Origin of the sequence: Kitasatospora sp. NPDC028055 (assembly GCF_040637885.1) — a bacterium.
In the GTDB taxonomy this organism is placed as follows: Bacteria; Actinomycetota; Actinomycetes; order Streptomycetales; family Streptomycetaceae; genus Kitasatospora.
Genome location: NZ_JBEZXE010000041.1, coordinates 1 through 16,884 on the forward strand (window position 1 = coordinate 1; position 16,884 = coordinate 16,884).

The window sequence follows — 16,884 nt, forward strand, 5'->3', positions numbered from 1 at the left end:
TTGGCCGGGGCCCACGCGGCGCCCCACCACCCCGGCCCCCCCCCCAACCCCCCCGGGGGGCCCCCCCCCCCCCCGCGCCTGCATAAACTCATCGCGGCCTGAGCAAACCGACCACGTGTTGCAACGACCCCTAGAAACCGCCTCCCTCCCCCTCCCCCTCCCCTCCCCTCACCCCCACTGCACCAGAAGTCGACCCCGCCGACTTCCGGTGCAGCACTGCCCCCCACCGGCACATGCCACCTGGCCGGATCACAGCCCTCCGCTTCCACCGCACCCCGCCCCTCCCGCACGCCCGCAGAACCACCCACCGCCCCCACCCCCACACGCAGCGTGACCACCCGACCGGCCAGGGCAACGCCCCACCACCCCCCTGGCATGACCCCGCCACACGTTTCCGGCCAGGCGGTTTGCCTCTGTTGCCCGATCTTGCGGAGGTGCCGCCCCCGGTCGAGCGGTCGTACGGGCAACCGGATGTGACAGAAGGCCGGTACAAGGGGAAGACTGCTCGACGTGACGTCTCGGAACCCGCGCGACCGTGATGCCCCGCTCCCGCCGACGATCGGTACCGGTGCGACGGTGACCCGTCTCCCCGGTACGGCCCAACGGCCCTCCGGCGGCAGGCCGGGCGGGGCCGCCGTACCCCGACGCCGTGGTCCCGCCCCGGCCCCCGGCCGGGGCCGGGTTCCGGTGCCGGAGGGCTTCCCCGCGCCGGCCGAGCTGGCCCCGCTGGCCCGTCGGATGCTGGTGGACGCCGTCCGGATCGCCCGCTGGGCCGGGGAGCTGGCGGAGGTCGACAAGCGCGGCGAGCTGCTCCCGGACGACGCCCGTGAGGCCGGCCGGGCGCTGGCCATGACGGTCGGCGCGGCGGCCAAGGCCTGGGGCCAGGCCCTGCTGGTGGGCCTGGTGGAGGCCCGGGACGGCGGAGCGGGCCCCGGCTGGCGCCTGCACGCCTGGGAGCACGACGACGAGGCCGTGGTGCGCGGCTGGTCCGGGCTGTTCGACGCCTGGACGCTGCTCGCCCCGGTGCCGCCCGCCGCGCTGCGCGGGGTGTTCGCCGTCCTGGCCGGCCAGGCCGTGGACCAGGCCCCGCAGTTGCTGTCCTTCCTGCACCTGGTGGACGGCCCGGTGGCCGAGAGCGAGCTGCTGGAGCTGCTGCGCCGCGGCCTGGACGAGCGCCGGGTCGGGGCCGGGCTGGGCAATCCGGGCCTGTCGCCGGTGCCGCACGCCGCCTCGGCGGTGTCCGCGGTCCGCGGCACCTGCCGGGCGCCGCAGATCGACACCCCGGCCGCGCCCTCCGACGTGGCCGCGGTGCTGGACTGGATGCTGGACGGCCTGACGGCGGTCGGCGCCGTGGTGCGCCGCGACGACGCCGCCGAGCTGTCCCCGCTGGGCCACTGGGCGGTGCGGGCGAAGCTGGAGGAGATCTGCACCGTCGCCCAGACCGCGGCCGGGCACATCGAGCAGAGCGCCTTCGAGCTGCTGAACGCCTGCGCGGACTACTCGCCGGGCCCGGCCCGGGCGGAGTTCCGCGCCTGGGTGGCGGCCCGCCCGGCGGACCGCGCGGTGGCCGAGCTGCTGGACGCGGCCCAGGGCGACGACGCGCTGGTGCGCGGCCTGGCCTTCGAGGCGCTGCGGGTGGCCGGCGGTCCGGCCGAGCAGGCGGTGCGGGCGGCGGTGGACGAGCCGGTGCTGCGCCCGTACGCGCTGCTCTGGCTGGCCGAGCGGTCCGACGAGGGGGTCGCCCCGGCGGACGTGCTGGGCGCCGAGGACGCGGCCTGGCTGTGGGTGGACACGGCGGCGGCGGTGCTGGACCACGGTGAGACGGAGCTGCTGGTGGGGCACGTCGAGGGCGCCTCGGCGGGTGACCCGGTGCGGCTGTTCGCCCGGGCCCGGCAGTCCGGGCACCCCCGGGCGGCCTCGGTGCTGACGGCGGTCTCCGGCGTGCACCCGGACCCGGGCGTGGCCCGGGCGGCCCGCCGCTCGGCGTTCAGCGTCCACACCGGCGGGGCGTGACCCTCCCAGCAAGGACCGCAGACCCCCCAGAAGCAACGCGAAGGGCCCGGAACCTGATGGTTCCGGGCCCTCCGTACGTCACTACGTCACGCGGCGGTTCAGCCGAGCCGCGACTCCGCCCGCCGGGCGCGGACGTCGCCGACCTTCTGCCCGACCTTGCGCCGGATGACCAGCAGCGGCGCCATCGCGGCGAGCGTGATCTGGGCGAAGGCGCCGATGTGCATCAGGGTGTCGCCACCGGGCAGCCCGGTCGCCCAGGCGGCCAGGCAGCCGATCGCCACGACGACCCAGCAGAGCGTGGCGGTGGCCAGCAGCCCCTGCGGCTTGGGGTACTCGATCCGGCTGACCATGAGGTACGCGGCGCCGAAGATGGCGAGCAGACCGGGCAGGAACGGCGGGTCGAGCAGCACGATGGCGATGACCGTCATCGCGCCCATCGGGCAGGGCATGCCCTGGAACACCCCGGGCCGCATCTTGACGGCCGAGAAGCGGGCCAGCCGCAGGACCACCGCGAGCAGCACGGTCAGCGCGATCAGCGCCGAGAGCTTGGTGTTGGAGCCCTGGGAGACCATGCCCCAGACGGCGACGAAGTAGGCCGGCGCGATGCCGAAGCTGATCAGGTCGGCCAGGTTGTCGAGTTCCGCTCCGAGGGCGGAGGAGCGGAGCTTCCGCGCCACCAGGCCGTCGAAGAGGTCGCACATCGAGCCGATCAGCAGCAGCGTCACCGCGGTGGCGGCGCTGTGCCGGTCCGGAGCGGCGTCCGGGTTGGTGATGTGCGGGACGAGGACCCCGGTGGTGATCGAGTAGATCGCCAGGAAGCCGCAGACGGCGTTCCCCAGGGTCAGGAAGTCGGCGGTGGACAGGTGCTGCGGGGAACGCGGGGCGCGCAGCTCACGGTCGCGCGCCCAGCGGCGACGGCGCAGGGCCGTCTCCTCGTCGTCCAGGCCGACGATTGTTTCAGGATCAGTCACGGTCAAGGCGCGTCACCCCGGCTGTGGTCTTCTGGCCGACCTCGACGCCGACCTCGACGCCGGCCGGCAGGTAGGTGTCGACCCGGGAGCCGAACCGGATCAGGCCGATCCGGTCGCCCTGCTCGACCTTGGTTCCGGCGGTCACGTACGGCACGATGCGACGGGCCACGGCCCCCGCGATCTGCACCATCTCGATGTCGCCGAGCTCGGTCTCGAAGTGCCAGACGACCCGCTCGTTCCGGTCGCTGTCCTTGTTGAAGGCCGGCACGAAGCCGCCCGCGACGTGCTCGACCGACGTCACCGTGCCCGGCAGGGGCGCCCGGTTGACGTGGACGTTGAGCGGGCTCATGAAGATCGCGACCCGGGTGCGGCCGTCCGGCCAGGCGTCGATGCTCTGGACCACGCCGTCGGCGGGGGAGATGACTCTGCCGGTGCCGATCTCACGCTCGGGGTCGCGGAAGAACCACAGCATGCCCGCGCCGAGCGCGCAGGCCGGTACCGCGGCCAGGGCCCACTTGCCGTTGCGCCGGGTGAGGGCGGTGGTCACGGCGGCCGTGGCGAGGGTGGGGACGAACCAGGGGGTGGCTCCGCGCGCGATGGTCACGCGGGGTCGCCGACCGGCCGTCGGGGCTGCGAGGGCATCGCGGTCCGTGACGGAGGTGTGAGGGGACGGGCTGATGGGCATCGAAGACCTTTGTCGCGGGGGATCATGGCCGCTGGACGGGGGCCACCGCGGGATCGGTAATAGAGGGACGGCTTGCTGTCCCGGTGGATGCTATCGGGAGCACACGGTGGGTGGGCAACCCGCCTGCTCGTTCATGTGTCCGGTGGGAGCGCGTGCGCGCGTCCCACCTCTACGACCGTAGCTCGCCCCGGTCCGGTTCCCAAGGGACCGGACACGGCTGGTGACACTTGTCTCAGCAGGGGTGCGGTCGGAACCCGGTGGGGGACACGGGCCGCACCGGGTGGAAGAAGGTGTACGGAAGCGGCCGCAGGGCGTGTCGCTGCAGCTGTACGCCCTGCGGCCGCTTTCCGGAGGCCGTGCCGGACCCAGGCGGACCAGGCCGGGCCGTGACGGGCACGGCGCTCTGCCGGGACGGGCCCGCACGCCCGTCGACCGGCGGTTTCGGAGCGGGCCGCCCGTCAATCCGGGCGGTCCCGCAATCACTCGGCGGTCCCCGCGCTCGGGCGGGGACCGGCCGTCACTCGGCGATCTTGTACTCCTCCAGGAGCCGGCGCCCGACGATCATCTTCTGGATCTCCGCAGTTCCTTCACCGATGAGCAGCATCGGGGCCTCGCGGTAGAGGCGCTCGATCTCGTACTCCTTGGAGAAGCCGTAGCCGCCGTGGATCCGGAAGGCGTCCTCGACGACCTCCTTGCAGTACTCGGAGGCCAGGTACTTGGCCATGCCGGCTTCCAGGTCGTTGCGCTCGCCGCTGTCCTTCTTGCGGGCGGCCATGACCATCATCTGGTGGGCGGCCTCGACCTTGGTGGCCATCTCGGCGAGCTTGAACTGGATCGCCTGGTGCTCGGCGATCTTCTTGCCGAAGGTGGAGCGCTGCTGGGCGTAGGAGATGCCGAGCTCGAAGGCGCGGCGGGCGACGCCGCAGCCGCGGGCGGCGACGTTGACGCGGCCGACCTCGACGCCGTCCATCATCTGGTAGAAGCCGCGGCCCGGGACGCCGCCGAGGATCCGGTCGGCCGGGATCCGCACGTCCTGGAGCACCAGCTCGGTGGTGTCGACGCCCTTGTAGCCCATCTTCTCGATCTTCCCGGGCACGGTGAGGCCGGGGACGGTCGGGTTCGGGCCGAAGCCGGCCGTCTTCTCGATCAGGAAGGTGGTCATGTTCTTGTACGGGGAGCTGCCGCCCTCGTCGGTCTTGCACAGGACCGCGACCAGGGTGGAGGTGCCGCCGTTGGTGAGCCACATCTTCTGGCCGTTGAGGACGTAGAAGTCCCCGTCCTTGACGCCCTTGGTGGAGATGGCCGAAACGTCGGAGCCGAGTCCGGGCTCGGACATCGAGAAGGCGCCGCGGATTTCGCCGGCGGCCATCTTCGGCAGGAAGTAGTCCTTCTGCTCCTGGGTGCCGTGGGCGTTGATCATGTGCGCCACGATGAAGTGGGTGTTGACGATGCCGGAGACCGACATCCAGCCGCGGGCGATCTCCTCGACCACCAGGGCGTAGGTGAGCAGGGACTCGCCGAGGCCGCCGTACTCCTCGGGGATCGTGAGGCCGAACAGCCCGAGCTGCTTCATGCCCTCGACGATCGCGGTCGGGTACTCGTCCTTGTGCTCCAGCTCGGTCGCGACCGGAATGATCTCCTTGTCGACGAAATCCCGCACGGTGGCGAGGATGTCCCGCTGGATCTCGGTGAGGCCGTCGGTCTGTGCGAGGCGTCCCATCGTGCGGCTCCGGAATGTCTGAAAAAGGGCGGGGGGGGGGGATTTTCCGGGGGCCCTGCCGGCGTGGCTGCGGCAGCAGGGCCCCCGACCGGGTGGGGGTCGGCCGATGACGGCGGCCTACCCGTCCGGGGTCTTTGAGAGGGGAGAGGCTAGGAAAGGGGCTCGGGGCGGCCGGGCTGCTCGCCGCCGCGCGCCTTGGTGTACGTCTCGGTCGGCACCATCACCTTGCGGCGGAAGATGCAGACGACCGTGCCGTCCTGCTTGTACCCCTTGGTCTCGACGTACACGATGCCCCGGTCGTCCTTGGACTTGGACGGCCACTTGTCGAGCACGGTCGTCTCGCCGTAGATGGTGTCGCCGTGGAAGGTCGGCGCGACGTGGCGCAGCGACTCGATCTCCAGGTTGGCGATCGCCTTGCCGGAGACGTCCGGGACGGACATGCCCAGCAGCAGCGAGTAGATGTAGTTGCCCACCACGACGTTCTTCCCGAAGTCCGTCGTCTTCTCCGCATAGTTGGTGTCCATGTGGAGGGGGTGGTGGTTCATGGTGAGCAGGCAGAAGAGGTGGTCGTCGTACTCGGTGACCGTCTTGCCGGGCCAGTGCTTGTAGACCGCGCCGACCTCGAACTCCTCGTAGGTGCGTCCGAACTGCATCTGGATCACGCCTCCGGGATCTCGAACTTGGTGGTGCGCTGCATGCCGGCGGCCCGGCCCTTGCCGGCGATGACCAGGGCCATCTTGCGGCTGGCCTCGTCGATCATCTCGTCGCCGAGCATCGCGGAGCCCTTGGCGCCGCCCGCCTCGGAGGTGCAGTAGTCGTACGCGTCGAGGATCAGCTCGGCGTGGTCGTAGTCCTCCTGGGAGGGGGAGTAGACCTCGTTGGCGATGGCGACCTGGTCCGGGTGCAGCACCCACTTGCCGTCGAAGCCGAGGGCGGCGGAGCGGCCGGCGACCTCGCGGTAGCCGTCGGCGTTGCGGATCTGGAGGTACGGGCCGTCGATCGCCTGGAGGTCGTTGGCGCGGGCGGCCATCAGGATGCGCATCAGGATGTAGTGGTAGGCGTCGGCGTGGTAGCCGGGCGGCTGCTCGCCGACCACCAGGGACTTCATGTTGATGGAGGCCATGAAGTCGGCGGGGCCGAAGATGATGGTCTCCAGCCGGGGCGAGGCCTCGGCGATGGCGTCGACGTTGATCAGGCCCTTGGCGTTCTCGATCTGCGCCTCGATGCCGATCTTGCCGACCTCGAAGCCCATGGTCTTCTCGATCTGGGTGAGCAGCAGGTCGAGCGCCCTGACCTGCTCGGCGTCCTGGACCTTGGGCAGCATGATGCAGTCGAGGTTGGGGCCGGCGCCCTCGACGACGGTGATCACGTCGCGGTAGGTCCAGTGGGTGGTCCAGTCGTTGACGCGCACGACGCGGGTCTTGTTGCCCCAGTCGCCGTTGTTCAGCGCGTCGACGATGTTGTGGCGGGCGCTCTCCTTGACCAGCGGGGCGCAGGCGTCCTCGAGGTCGAGGAAGACCTGGTCGGCCGGGAGGCCCTGGGCCTTCTCCAGGAAGCGCGGGTTGCTGCCCGGTACGGCGAGGCAGGAGCGGCGCGGGCGCAGGCGGTTGACAGTGGTCATGAGGGTGGTTCGGTTCCTTCCCAGTGGTCAGCTGGTCAGCTGGTCAGTTCGTGGCCGCGGTCGGTGCGGACGTCCACGGCTGGAGCCGGTTGGCCAGCCGGATCTCGTCCACGATCCGGCCGATGATGGTGGTGATGCCGAAGTCCTTCGGGGTGAACACGGCGGCGACGCCGGCGGCCTTGAGGGCCTCGCCGTCCGCTGCCGGGATGATGCCACCCACGATCACCGGGACATCCTCCACCCCGGCGCGGCGCAGCCGCTTGAGGACGTCGGGCACCAGCTCGGTGTGCGCGCCGGAGAGGATGGACAGGCCCACGCAGTGCACGTCCTCCGCCACGGCGGCGGAGACGATCTGCTCCGGGGTGAGCCGGATGCCCTGGTAGACCACCTCGAACCCGGCGTCGCGGGCCCGGACGGCGATCTGTTCGGCGCCGTTGGAGTGGCCGTCCAGGCCGGGCTTGCCGACCAGCAGGCGCAGCTTTCCGGCGCCCAGCTCCTCGGCGGTGGCGGCGACGGCGGCGCGGACCTGCTCCAGCTCCCCGCCCGGCTCGGCGGCGACCGCGACGGGCGCGCCGCCCACGCCGGTGGGGGCGCGGTACTCGCCGAACACCTCGCGCAGGGCGAAGGACCACTCGCCGGTGGTGACCCCGGCCCGGGCGCAGGCGAGGGTGGCCGGCATCAGGTTGGCCTCGGTGGCGGCGACGGTCTTGAGCTCGGCCAGCGCCTCCTGGGCGGCGGCCTCGTCGCGGGCGCCGCGCCAGGCCTCCAGGGCGGCGAGCACGGACTGCTCGGAGGCCGGGTCGACGACCATGATCGCGGTGTCGAGGTCGGCGGTGAGCGGGCTGGGCTCGGTGGTGTCGAAGCAGTTGACCCCGATGATCTTGTCCTCGCCGGACTCGATCCGGGCCCGGCGGGCGGCGTGCGAGGCGACCAGGTTGGACTTGAGGTAGCCGGACTCGACGGCCGGGATCACCCCGCCCATCTCCAGCACCTTGGCGATCTCCGCCTCGGCGCCGGCCAGCAGCGCCGCGGTCTTGGTCTCGATCACCTCGGAGCCGTTGAAGATGTCCCCGTACTCCAGCAGGTCCGACTCGTAGGCCAGCACCTGCTGGATCCGCAGCGACCACTGCTGGTCCCAGGGCCTGGGCAGCCCCAACGCCTCGTTCCAGGCCGGGAGTTGGACGGCGCGGGCGCGGGCGTCCTTGGACAGGGTGACGGCCAGCATCTCCAGCACGATCCGCTGGACGTTGTTCTCCGGCTGGGCCTCGGTCAGCCCGAGCGAGTTGACCTGGACGCCGTAGCGGAACCGGCGCTGCTTGGGGTCGGTGACCCCGTAGCGCTCCAGCGTGACCTTCTCCCAGAGCTGGGCGAAGGCGCGCATCTTGCACATCTCCTCGATGAAGCGCACGCCGGCGTTGACGAAGAAGGAGATCCGGGCGACCACGTCGCCCATCCGCTCGGCGGGCACCTGCCCGGAATCGCGGACGGCGTCGAGCACCGAGATGGCGGTGCACATCGCGTACGCGATCTCCTGGACGGGCGTGGCGCCCGCCTCCTGGAGGTGGTAGCTGCAGATGTTGATCGGGTTCCACTTGGGGATGTTGCCGACCGTGTAGGCGATCATGTCGGTGATCAGGCGCACCGACGGGCCGGGCGGGAAGACGTGCGTCCCGCGCGACAGGTACTCCTTGACGATGTCGTTCTGGGTGGTGCCGGTGAGCTTGGCGATGTCGGCGCCCTGCTCCTCGGCGACCACCTGGTAGAGCGCCAGCAGCCACATCGCGGTGGCGTTGATCGTCATGGAGGTGTTGGTCTGTTCGAGCGGGATGCCGTCGAACAGGGTGCGCATGTCGCCGACGTGGCCGACCGGGACGCCGACCCGGCCCACCTCGCCGCGGGCGAGGATGTGGTCGGAGTCGTAGCCGGTCTGGGTCGGCAGGTCGAAGGCGACGGACAGGCCGGTCTGGCCCTTCGCCAGGTTCCGCCGGTAGAGCGCGTTGGAGTCGCTCGCGGTGGAGTGGCCGGCGTAGGTGCGCATCAGCCAGGGGCGGTCGCGCTTCTGGGGCTCGGTCATCGGAGGTTCCTCAGACGTTCCGGAAGCGATTGATCGCGGGCAGGTGCTTCTCGCGCAGCTCGGCGTCGCGCACGCCCAGGCCCTCCTCGGGGGCCAGGCAGAGCACGCCGACCTTGCCCTGGTGCTTGTTGTGGTGCACGTCGAGGGCGGCCTGGCCGGTCTCCTCCAGCGAGTACACCTTGGAGAGGGTCGGGTGGATCTTGCCCTTGGCGACCAGGCGGTTGGCCTCGTAGGCCTCGCGGTAGTTGGCGAAGTGCGAGCCGACGATCCGCTTGAGCGACATCCACAGGTAGCGGTTGTCGTACTGGTGCATGTAGCCGGAGGTGGAGGCGCAGGTGACGATGGTGCCGCCCTTGCGGGTGACGTACACCGAGGCGCCGAAGGTCTCCCGGCCCGGGTGCTCGAAGACGATGTCGACGTCCTCACCGCCGGTGAACTCGCGGATCTTGGAGCCCAGGCGCTTCCACTCGCGCGGGTCCTGGTTGTGCTCGTCCTTCCAGAACCGGTAGCCCTCGGCCGAGCGGTCGATGATCGCCTCGGCGCCCATGGCGCGGCAGATGTCGGCCTTGGACTCGCTGGAGACCACGCAGATCGGGGTGGCGCCGCCGGCCAGCGCGTACTGGGTGGCGTACGAGCCGAGGCCGCCGCTGGCGCCCCAGATCAGCACGTTGTCGCCCTGCTTCATGCCGGCGCCGTTCTGCGACACCAGCTGGCGGTAGGCGGTGGAGTTGACCAGGCCGGGGGAGGCGGCCTCCTCCCAGGAGAGGTGCTTCGGCTTGGGCAGCAGCTGGTTGGTCTTCACCAGGGCGAGCTGGGCCAGGCCGCCGAAGTTGGTCTCGAAGCCCCAGATGCGCTGCTCCGGGTCCATCATCGTGTCGTTGTGGCCGTCCGGGGACTCCAGCTCGACCGAGAGGCAGTGGGCGACGACCTCGTCGCCGGGCTTCCAGGCGTTGACCCCGGCGCCGGTGCGCAGCACCACGCCCGCGAGGTCGGAGCCGAGCACGTGGTACGGCAGGTCGTGGCGCTTGGTGAGCGGCGACAGCCGGCCGTAGCGCTCCAGGAAGCCGAAGGTGGAGACCGGCTCGAAGATCGAGCTCCACACGGTGTTGTAGTTCACCGAGCTGGCCATGACCGCGACCAGGGCCTCGCCGGGGCCGAGCTCCGGGAGGGCGACCTCGTCGAGGTGGAGGGACTTTCGGGGGTCCTTGTCGCGGCTGTCGAGGCCCGCGAACATCTGCTCCTCGTCCTTGTGGAGCGTGACCGCCCGGTAGGACTCGGGGAGCTTGATCGCCGCGAAGTCGGCCGACGTGGCGTCGGAGCTGAGGATCGCGTCGAGGATTTCCTGCATGGCTGCCTCCGAAGGCGTACCTGTGTGAGGGTCACAGGGCGTCTGGGGGAGCCGGGAGCGGACACCGGCTTCGCTGAGGTGGGTGGTTGGCGGTCAGGCGGTCGCCCGGTGCTGGTCCGGGCGGGTCCGCACTGCTGGTCTGGCTCTGTTCCCGGGGTGGGGGAACGCCGGACGACGGCGCGCCGAGGTGGGGAGCCGCGGCGCCGCGACTGGTGAGTAACAAGGTAGTGGCACCCTGTGCCACTCGTAAAGACACCGGGTGTCAGGAATTCCGACGCTCTGGAAGGGTGCGGGACGCGCGTAGTGCGGGTACGCCGAGGGCCCGCACCGATTCATCGGTACGGGCCCTCGCTACGCCTCTGACCTGCAGTAACAGCCGCCTCAGTGGTCCCGGGCGCCACTCAGCGCGGCCCGGATGCTGTCCACCACGACGTCCAGCGGAGCGTCCGTGCGGGCGACTGTGATGAGCACCTCACCTCCGGGGCTGGCACTCAGTGCGCTCTCCGCCACCACGTCCTCGGGCATCCCACTGGCACCGGGTGCCACCAGCGAGCCCCGGCGTCTGGCACCCGGGGCGCTGGCCGCCCAGAAGGTCCGCCGGATCACCTCGAAGGAGTGGTCCAGCTGCGCCTCGACGTCGCCCCGGCCGCCGGCCCGCAGCCAGCGCCGCAGCACGTGGTTGTGCGCCGCGACCACCGCCGCCGCCGACACCTCGGCCAGCATCGAGTCGTCCTCGCCGCCGCGCTGCCAGCCCGACGGAATGGACTCCCCGGTGTCGAAACGGCCCAGCAGGTAGCGGGTGAACAGCCGCTCGTACCGGGCCACCACGGCGATCTCGCGCTCGCGCAGCGCCGGGACCTGACGGATCAGCTGGTACCGCGCGACCGACACCCCCGGGGTGGAGGCGTACATCCGCAGCACCTCCTTGATGCCGCGGCACACCACGTCCAGCGGGTGCTCCTCCGGCTCGGCGCTGGCCAGCAGGTCGGCCACCCGGACCAGGGTGTCGTCGTGGTCGGGGAAGATCGCCTCCTCCTTCGACCGGAAGTACCGGAAGAAGGTGCGCCGGGCGACCCCGGCGGCCGCGGCGATCTGGTCGACCGTCGTCTCCTCGTAGCCCTGCGAGGCGAACAGCTCCATCGCGGCCGCGGCCAGGTCCTGGCGCATCTGCTGGCGCTGCGCCGCCGCCCGGCGGCTGCCCGGCCCGGCCTCCGTCCCGGCGCCCCCGGACGGGCCGGCCGTCCGGTCGGCGCCGCGCGGTCCGGCGGTGTGCTGCGGGGTGGCTGACTGAACCCGATCCATGTCCGGAACGCTACACGGCCCGGGTGGCGGGGCCGCGGCCCTTCCCCGGCGCACCGGCGTGACCGGGCCGGTCACGGCCGGTCTGGGCCAGCGCGCGGACACCGCCCCCGGGGTCCAGGCGGGGCGGGCGGCCGCCCCGGAGCCGTACGGCGCGGTGCCGTTGCCGTAGGCCGCGCCGTTGCCCGGCGGGGCGGAGCCGGGGCCGTACGGGGTCGCCCCCGCGTCGGGCAGCCGGTCGCCGCCGGCCCGTGACGCGGTCACCGGCGCGCGTGGTCGCGGAAGCCGCGGCCGGTCTTGCGGCCCAGGCAGCCGGCCGCGACCAGGTGCTCCAGCAGCGGCGCCGCGGCCAGGCCCGGCTCGCGGAACTCCTGGTGCAGCACCTGCTCGATGGTCAGCGAGACGTCCAGGCCGACCACGTCCAGCAGCTCGAACGGGCCCATCGGGTAGCCGCAGCCCAGCTTCATCGCGGTGTCGATGTCGTCCACCGTCGCGTAGTGCTCCTGGAGCATCCGCACCGCGTCGTTCAGGTACGGGAACAGCAGGGCGTTGACGATGAAACCGGCCCGGTCGCCGCACTCCACCGGGTGCTTGCGCACCTTCGCGGTCAGCTCCAGCACCGTCGCCGTGACGTCCGGGGCGGTCAGCACGGTGGAGACCACCTCGACCAGCTTCATGGCCGGCGCCGGGTTGAAGAAGTGCATGCCGATCACGTCCTGCGGACGCGAGGTGGCGGTCGCGCAGCTGATCACCGGCAGCGAGGAGGTGGTGGTGGCGAGCACCGCGCCCGGACGGACGATCTTGTCCAGAGTGGCGAACAGCTCCCGCTTGACCGCCAGGTCCTCGGCGACCGCCTCGACCACCAGGTCCACCTCGGCCAGCTCGGCGTACTGGCCGACCGGGGTGACCAGCGCCAGCGCGGCGTCCCGCTGCTCCGCGCTCAGCCGCCCCTTGGCGACCGAGCGCTCCAGCGACTTCGCCAGCTGCGCCTTGGCCCGCTCGGCCTTCTCCTGGCTGCGGGCGGCCAGCAGCACCGGGTGCCCGGCCTTGGCGAACACCTCGGCGATCCCGGTGGCCATCGTGCCCGAGCCGCAGACGCCGACGGTGCGCACCTCGCGGCCCGCCACCTTCGGCCGCGCCGGGCCGGTCGCCGCGTCCACGGCCCTGGAGGAGCCCGGCGCCTCGTAGGTGTAGAAGCCGCGCCCGGACTTGCGGCCCAGCAGCCCGGCCGAGACCAGCTGGCCGAGGATCGGCGCGGGCGCGTGCAGCCGGTCCCGGGACTGCTCGTACATCGCCTCCAGCACCGTCCGGGCGGTGTCCACGCCGATCAGGTCGAGCAGCGCCAGCGGGCCCATCGGCAGGCCGCAGCCGAGCCGCATCGCGGCGTCGATGTCCTCCCGGGAGGCGTACTTGGACTCGTACATCGCGGCGGCCTGGTTCAGGTAGGCGAACAGCAGGCCGTTCACCACGAAGCCGGCCCGGTCGCCGGCCGCCACCGGCTCCTTGCCGAGGTCCCGGGCGAAGGCGGCGGCGTCCTCGGCGGTCTGCGGGGAGGTCAGCACGGTGCGGACCACCTCGACCAGCTTCATGCTGTGCACCGGGTTGAAGAAGTGCAGGCCGAGCACCCGCTCCGGGCGGGCGGTCGCGGCGGCGATCCGGGTCACCGACAGCGCGGTGGTACCGGTGGCCAGCACCGTGCCCTCTGGGCAGATCCGGTCCAGCTCGGCGAAGACCTCCCGCTTCAGCTCCAGCTGCTCGGGGACCTCCTCGATCACCAGGTCCGCCTCGGCGGCCGCGGCCAGCGCGTGCCCGACCGAGATCCGGGCCAGCAGCGCGGTGCGCTCCCCGGCGGTGATCCGCTCCCGGTCGACCGCGTGCGCGGTCGCCTCCTCGATCCGGGCCAGCGCCCGGGTGGCCGAGTCCTCGGAGGCCTCGATGCCGATCACCCGGCGGCCGCTCCTGGCGACCGCCACCGCGACGCCGGCACCCATCGTGCCGAGGCCGACGACGGCCACGGTGGGGAAGGGACGCTCCATCTGTCCTGACTCCTAGTCATGAAGGGCCCGCGCGCGCTCCGGCGGGCGGGCCGCCGCACCCGTCGACGAGGACGGGGGCGGCCGCCCGCCGGAGGAGGGTCCGCGCACGGGGGCTTGGGGAGATGACGGGGTTCCGGCAGGCCCGGGCAGCGGCCGGTCCGCTCCGGCCGAACTGCGGGGTGTGCCGTGGTGCTCAGGCGCTCGAAGGTGAAGGAAGCGGCGCTGATACGAGGAGAGACCCGGCCCGCCGCGGTTCGCGGCACCGGCCGGTGAAAGCGCACCGCACGGGCGCCGCAGACACGGCGACCGCGACCTCCCGTCGGTGCGGCTCCCGAAGCCCGACGGTGGTGCGTCCGGCCACTGTAGCGAAGCTACTCGTGAGTAGGAAGAGGGCGTCGGCGGAAAACCGCCCGGACCGCGGACGGAGCGGTGGACTCCTTCGCCGAGCGGGCGGGGGGCTTGCCCGGAGCAGTGGCGGATCGGACCCGAATGACCCTTCCTCGAACGGGTGAACGGGCGGACGCGTGTCCGCCCGTTCCACTCGATAGGGGAGTTACCGGCCCCGCTCCGCAGGGCAGCATGGCGGCATGACCACCGCCACCCCCGCCCAGGCCGCCGACCCCGTCGGGCCGCTCGGCCCCGGCGCCCTCGCGGCCGCCGTCGCGCTGCCCCCGCGGGCCGAACGCGCCGAGCGGGCCGAGCGCGCCGTCGACCGGCTGCGCACCGCCGCCGTCGAGGCGGTCGCCGTGACGTGGGTGGACAACGCGGGCATCGCGCGGGTCAAGGGCGTGCCGCTCGACGGCCTGGCGCACGCGGCCCAGTGGGGCGTCGGCGCGGCGCCCTGCTTCGACGTGTTCCTCGCCGACGACACCATCACCACCAGCCCGCTGATCGGCGGCCCCACCGGCGACTTGAGGCTCTACCCCGACCTCGACCGGATCGTCCCGCTGGCCGCCCAGCCCGGCTGGGCCTGGGCCCCCGCGGACCGCTACACCCAGGCCGGCGCCCCGCACCCCGGCTGCCAGCGCCTGTTCGCCCGCCGGGCGGAGGCCGCGGCCGCCACCCGCGGGCTGAGCCTCAAGGCGGGCATCGAGGTCGAGTGGGTGGTCGCCCTGGCGGGGGCCCCGCAGGAGCCGCCGCAGTACCCCACCCACGGCCCCGCGTACGGCATGCACCGGCTCACCGACCTCTCCGACTACCTGCGGGACGTCCTGCGCGCCCTCCGCGCCCAGGGGCTGGGCGTGTTGCAGATCCACCCCGAGTACTCCCCGGGCCAGTTCGAGGTCTCGGTCGCCCCCGAGGGCCCGGTCGGCGCCGCCGACACCTCCGTCCTGGTCCGGCACACCGTCCGCGCCGTCTCCGCCCGGCACGGCCTGCGGGCGTCCTTCGCCCCCGTGGTCGAGCCCGACGGGGTCGGCAACGGCGGCCACCTCCACCTCAGCCTCTGGCGGGACGGCCGCAACCTCGGGCACGGCGGCTCCGGCCCGCACGGGCTGACGGCCGAGGCCGAGGGCTTCCTCGCCGGGGTGCTCCAGGCGCTGCCCGAACTCCTGGTGCTGGGCTGCTCCAGCCCCGCCGGGTACCTGCGGCTGGTGCCCCAGCACTGGGCCGGGGCGTACCAGTGCTGGGGCCTGGAGAACCGGGAGGCCGCGCTGCGCCTGGTCACCGGCTCCACCGGGGAGCGCGCCGACGCCGCGAACGCCGAGGTCAAGTGCTTCGACGGGAGCGCCAACCCGTACCTCGCGGTCGGTGGCGTGATCGCCGCCGGCCTCGCCGGCCTGGACCAACGCCTGGCCCTGCCACCGGAGTTCACCGGGGATCCGGCCGCCGCCGAGCCGGGTACGGTGCCCCGGCTGCCACAGGGCCCGGCCGAGGCGCTCGCCGCGTACGAACGCTCGGCGGTGCTGCGCGAGGCGCTCGGTGAACCGCTGCACCAGGCGGTGGCGGCGGTGCGCCGGGCCGAGGCCGAGCAGTACGCGGCCGTCGGCGCACCGGAGTTGATCGCGGCGACGCGCTGGCGGTACTGAGAAGTGGCCCGGCCGGAGGTCGGGGCACTGGTCGACCACCACTGCCACAGCGTGGTGGCGGCCGAGCTGGCCGACGACGCCCTGGCCGGACTCCTCACCGAGTCCGACCGACCGCCCGCGCCCGGCTGCTCGCCCTTCGACAGCGCGATCGGCCTCGCCGTCCGGCGGTGGTGCCCGCCCGTACTCGGCCTGCCCGCGCACGCCCCGGCCGCGGACTACCTGGCCCGGCGGCGCGAGCTGGGCGCGGCCGAGGCCACCCGCCGGCTGCTCGCGGCCGCCGGGCTGGACACCTGCCTGGTGGACACCGGGCTGACCGCCGCCGCGGGCCGTGACCTGCTGCCGCTGCCCGAACTCGCCCGGGCCACCGGGGCGGTGGTGCGCGAGGTGGTCCGGCTGGAGCCGGTGGCCGAGCGGGTGCCGGGCGGCGCGGCGGACTGGCCGCGGGCCGTCGGCGAGGCCCTGGCGGAGGCCGCCGCCGGAGCCGTCGCGGTCAAGTCGGTGGTCGCCTACCGGCACGGCCTGGCCGTCCCCGCCGAACGGCCCGCCCGCCGGGCCGTGGTGGCCGCCGCCGGGGCCCGGCTGCGTGCCGGGGGCGGGCGGCTGACCGATCCGGTGCTGCTGCACCACCTGCTCTGGACGGCCGTGGACGTCTGCGCCGAGCTGCGCCTGCCCCTCCAGCTCCACACCGGCTTCGGCGACCCCGACCTCACCCTGCACCACGCCGACCCGTCCCTGCTGACCGACTTCGTCCGCGCCGCCGAGCCCAGCGGCGTCCCGCTGGTGCTGCTGCACGGCTATCCCTACCATCGACAGGCCGGCTGGCTGGCCCAGGCCTTTCCGACGGTGTACGCCGATCTGGGGCTGACGGCCTCCTACACCGGGCCGCGGGTGGCGGCGGTGCTCGGCGAGATGTCGGAACTGGTGCCGTTCGGAAAACTGCTGTTCTCCACCGACGCCTACGGACTTCCCGAACTGTTCTTGGTGGGCGCCGCACAGTTCCGGCACGGACTGGGCATGCTGCTCGCCGACTGGCGGGCGGACGGCGCCTGTTCGGCCGCGGACGCGCAGCGGGTGGCCTGACTGGTCGCGG

The 16,884-nt window shown here is 72.9% G+C and carries 12 protein-coding genes; 3 read left to right on the top strand and 9 right to left on the bottom strand.

Features of this window, described 5'->3' with window-relative positions:
* The first annotated feature begins 687 nt into the window (after positions 1-687).
* On the top strand, positions 688-2,013 hold the full coding sequence (locus AB0F71_RS30615) for a hypothetical protein (RefSeq protein WP_360241058.1): 1,326 nt from the start codon (positions 688-690) through the stop codon (positions 2,011-2,013).
* 98 nt (positions 2,014-2,111) lie between these two features.
* On the opposite strand, the gene AB0F71_RS30620 is transcribed toward AB0F71_RS30615, so the two are convergent.
* The 9 genes from AB0F71_RS30620 to AB0F71_RS30660 form a co-directional block, all read right to left on the bottom strand.
* A complete protein-coding gene (locus AB0F71_RS30620; protein ID WP_350506808.1) occupies positions 2,112-2,936 on the bottom strand; it encodes a CDP-alcohol phosphatidyltransferase family protein in 825 nt (274 codons plus the stop codon).
* 40 nt (positions 2,937-2,976) lie between these two features.
* A complete protein-coding gene (locus tag AB0F71_RS30625) occupies positions 2,977-3,669 on the bottom strand; it encodes a phosphatidylserine decarboxylase (protein WP_360241061.1) in 693 nt (230 codons plus the stop codon).
* Between the two features lie 517 nt (positions 3,670-4,186).
* Positions 4,187-5,389, bottom strand: a complete 1,203-nt coding sequence (locus AB0F71_RS30630; protein WP_360241064.1) for an acyl-CoA dehydrogenase family protein — start codon at positions 5,387-5,389, stop codon at positions 4,187-4,189.
* A gap of 149 nt (positions 5,390-5,538) precedes the next feature.
* Positions 5,539-6,042 (bottom strand): MaoC family dehydratase, encoded by a 504-nt coding sequence (locus AB0F71_RS30635; protein ID WP_360241236.1) that lies wholly within the window; start codon positions 6,040-6,042, stop codon positions 5,539-5,541.
* A 5-nt stretch (positions 6,043-6,047) separates the two neighbouring features.
* Positions 6,048-7,010: a CoA ester lyase gene (locus tag AB0F71_RS30640; protein ID WP_360241067.1), complete on the bottom strand. Its 963-nt coding sequence runs from the start codon at positions 7,008-7,010 to the stop codon at positions 6,048-6,050.
* A gap of 43 nt (positions 7,011-7,053) precedes the next feature.
* The gene (locus AB0F71_RS30645; RefSeq protein ID WP_360241070.1) at positions 7,054-9,084 is read right to left on the bottom strand and encodes a protein meaA; all 2,031 of its coding nucleotides are present in this window, start codon (positions 9,082-9,084) and stop codon (positions 7,054-7,056) included.
* Positions 9,085-9,094: 10 nt separating this feature from the next.
* The gene (gene ccrA / locus AB0F71_RS30650; RefSeq protein WP_360241073.1) at positions 9,095-10,432 is read right to left on the bottom strand and encodes a crotonyl-CoA carboxylase/reductase; all 1,338 of its coding nucleotides are present in this window, start codon (positions 10,430-10,432) and stop codon (positions 9,095-9,097) included.
* A gap of 381 nt (positions 10,433-10,813) precedes the next feature.
* Positions 10,814-11,734 carry a TetR family transcriptional regulator gene (locus AB0F71_RS30655; protein ID WP_360241076.1) on the bottom strand — a complete coding sequence of 307 codons (921 nt, stop codon included), beginning with the start codon at positions 11,732-11,734 and terminating at the stop codon, positions 10,814-10,816.
* A gap of 257 nt (positions 11,735-11,991) precedes the next feature.
* Positions 11,992-13,767, bottom strand: a complete 1,776-nt coding sequence (locus tag AB0F71_RS30660) for a 3-hydroxybutyryl-CoA dehydrogenase (RefSeq protein WP_360241079.1) — start codon at positions 13,765-13,767, stop codon at positions 11,992-11,994.
* Between the two features lie 587 nt (positions 13,768-14,354).
* Between AB0F71_RS30660 and AB0F71_RS30665 the strand changes: the two genes are divergently transcribed.
* Together AB0F71_RS30665 and AB0F71_RS30670 are read left to right on the top strand one after the other, a co-directional pair.
* The gene (locus AB0F71_RS30665) at positions 14,355-15,794 is read left to right on the top strand and encodes a glutamine synthetase family protein (RefSeq protein ID WP_360241082.1); all 1,440 of its coding nucleotides are present in this window, start codon (positions 14,355-14,357) and stop codon (positions 15,792-15,794) included.
* 3 nt (positions 15,795-15,797) lie between these two features.
* Positions 15,798-16,874, top strand: coding sequence for an amidohydrolase family protein (locus tag AB0F71_RS30670; RefSeq protein ID WP_360241085.1), 1,077 nt, complete (start codon positions 15,798-15,800; stop codon positions 16,872-16,874).
* Positions 16,875-16,884: the final 10 nt, after the last annotated feature.

Bases quoted from the DNA above. Each gene is read 5' to 3' on its own strand.
- AB0F71_RS30625 (WP_360241061.1), bottom strand. From the start codon at position 3,669: ATGCCCATCAGCCCGTCCCCTCACACCTCCGTCACGGACCGCGATGCC.
- AB0F71_RS30630 (WP_360241064.1), bottom strand. From the start codon at position 5,389: ATGGGACGCCTCGCACAGACCGACGGCCTCACCGAGATCCAGCGGGAC.
- AB0F71_RS30635 (WP_360241236.1), bottom strand. From the start codon at position 6,042: ATGCAGTTCGGACGCACCTACGAGGAGTTCGAGGTCGGCGCGGTCTAC.
- AB0F71_RS30640 (WP_360241067.1), bottom strand. From the start codon at position 7,010: ATGACCACTGTCAACCGCCTGCGCCCGCGCCGCTCCTGCCTCGCCGTA.
- AB0F71_RS30645 (WP_360241070.1), bottom strand. From the start codon at position 9,084: ATGACCGAGCCCCAGAAGCGCGACCGCCCCTGGCTGATGCGCACCTAC.
- ccrA (WP_360241073.1), bottom strand. From the start codon at position 10,432: ATGCAGGAAATCCTCGACGCGATCCTCAGCTCCGACGCCACGTCGGCC.
- AB0F71_RS30655 (WP_360241076.1), bottom strand. From the start codon at position 11,734: ATGGATCGGGTTCAGTCAGCCACCCCGCAGCACACCGCCGGACCGCGC.
- AB0F71_RS30660 (WP_360241079.1), bottom strand. From the start codon at position 13,767: ATGGAGCGTCCCTTCCCCACCGTGGCCGTCGTCGGCCTCGGCACGATG.
- AB0F71_RS30665 (WP_360241082.1), top strand. From the start codon at position 14,355: ATGACCACCGCCACCCCCGCCCAGGCCGCCGACCCCGTCGGGCCGCTC.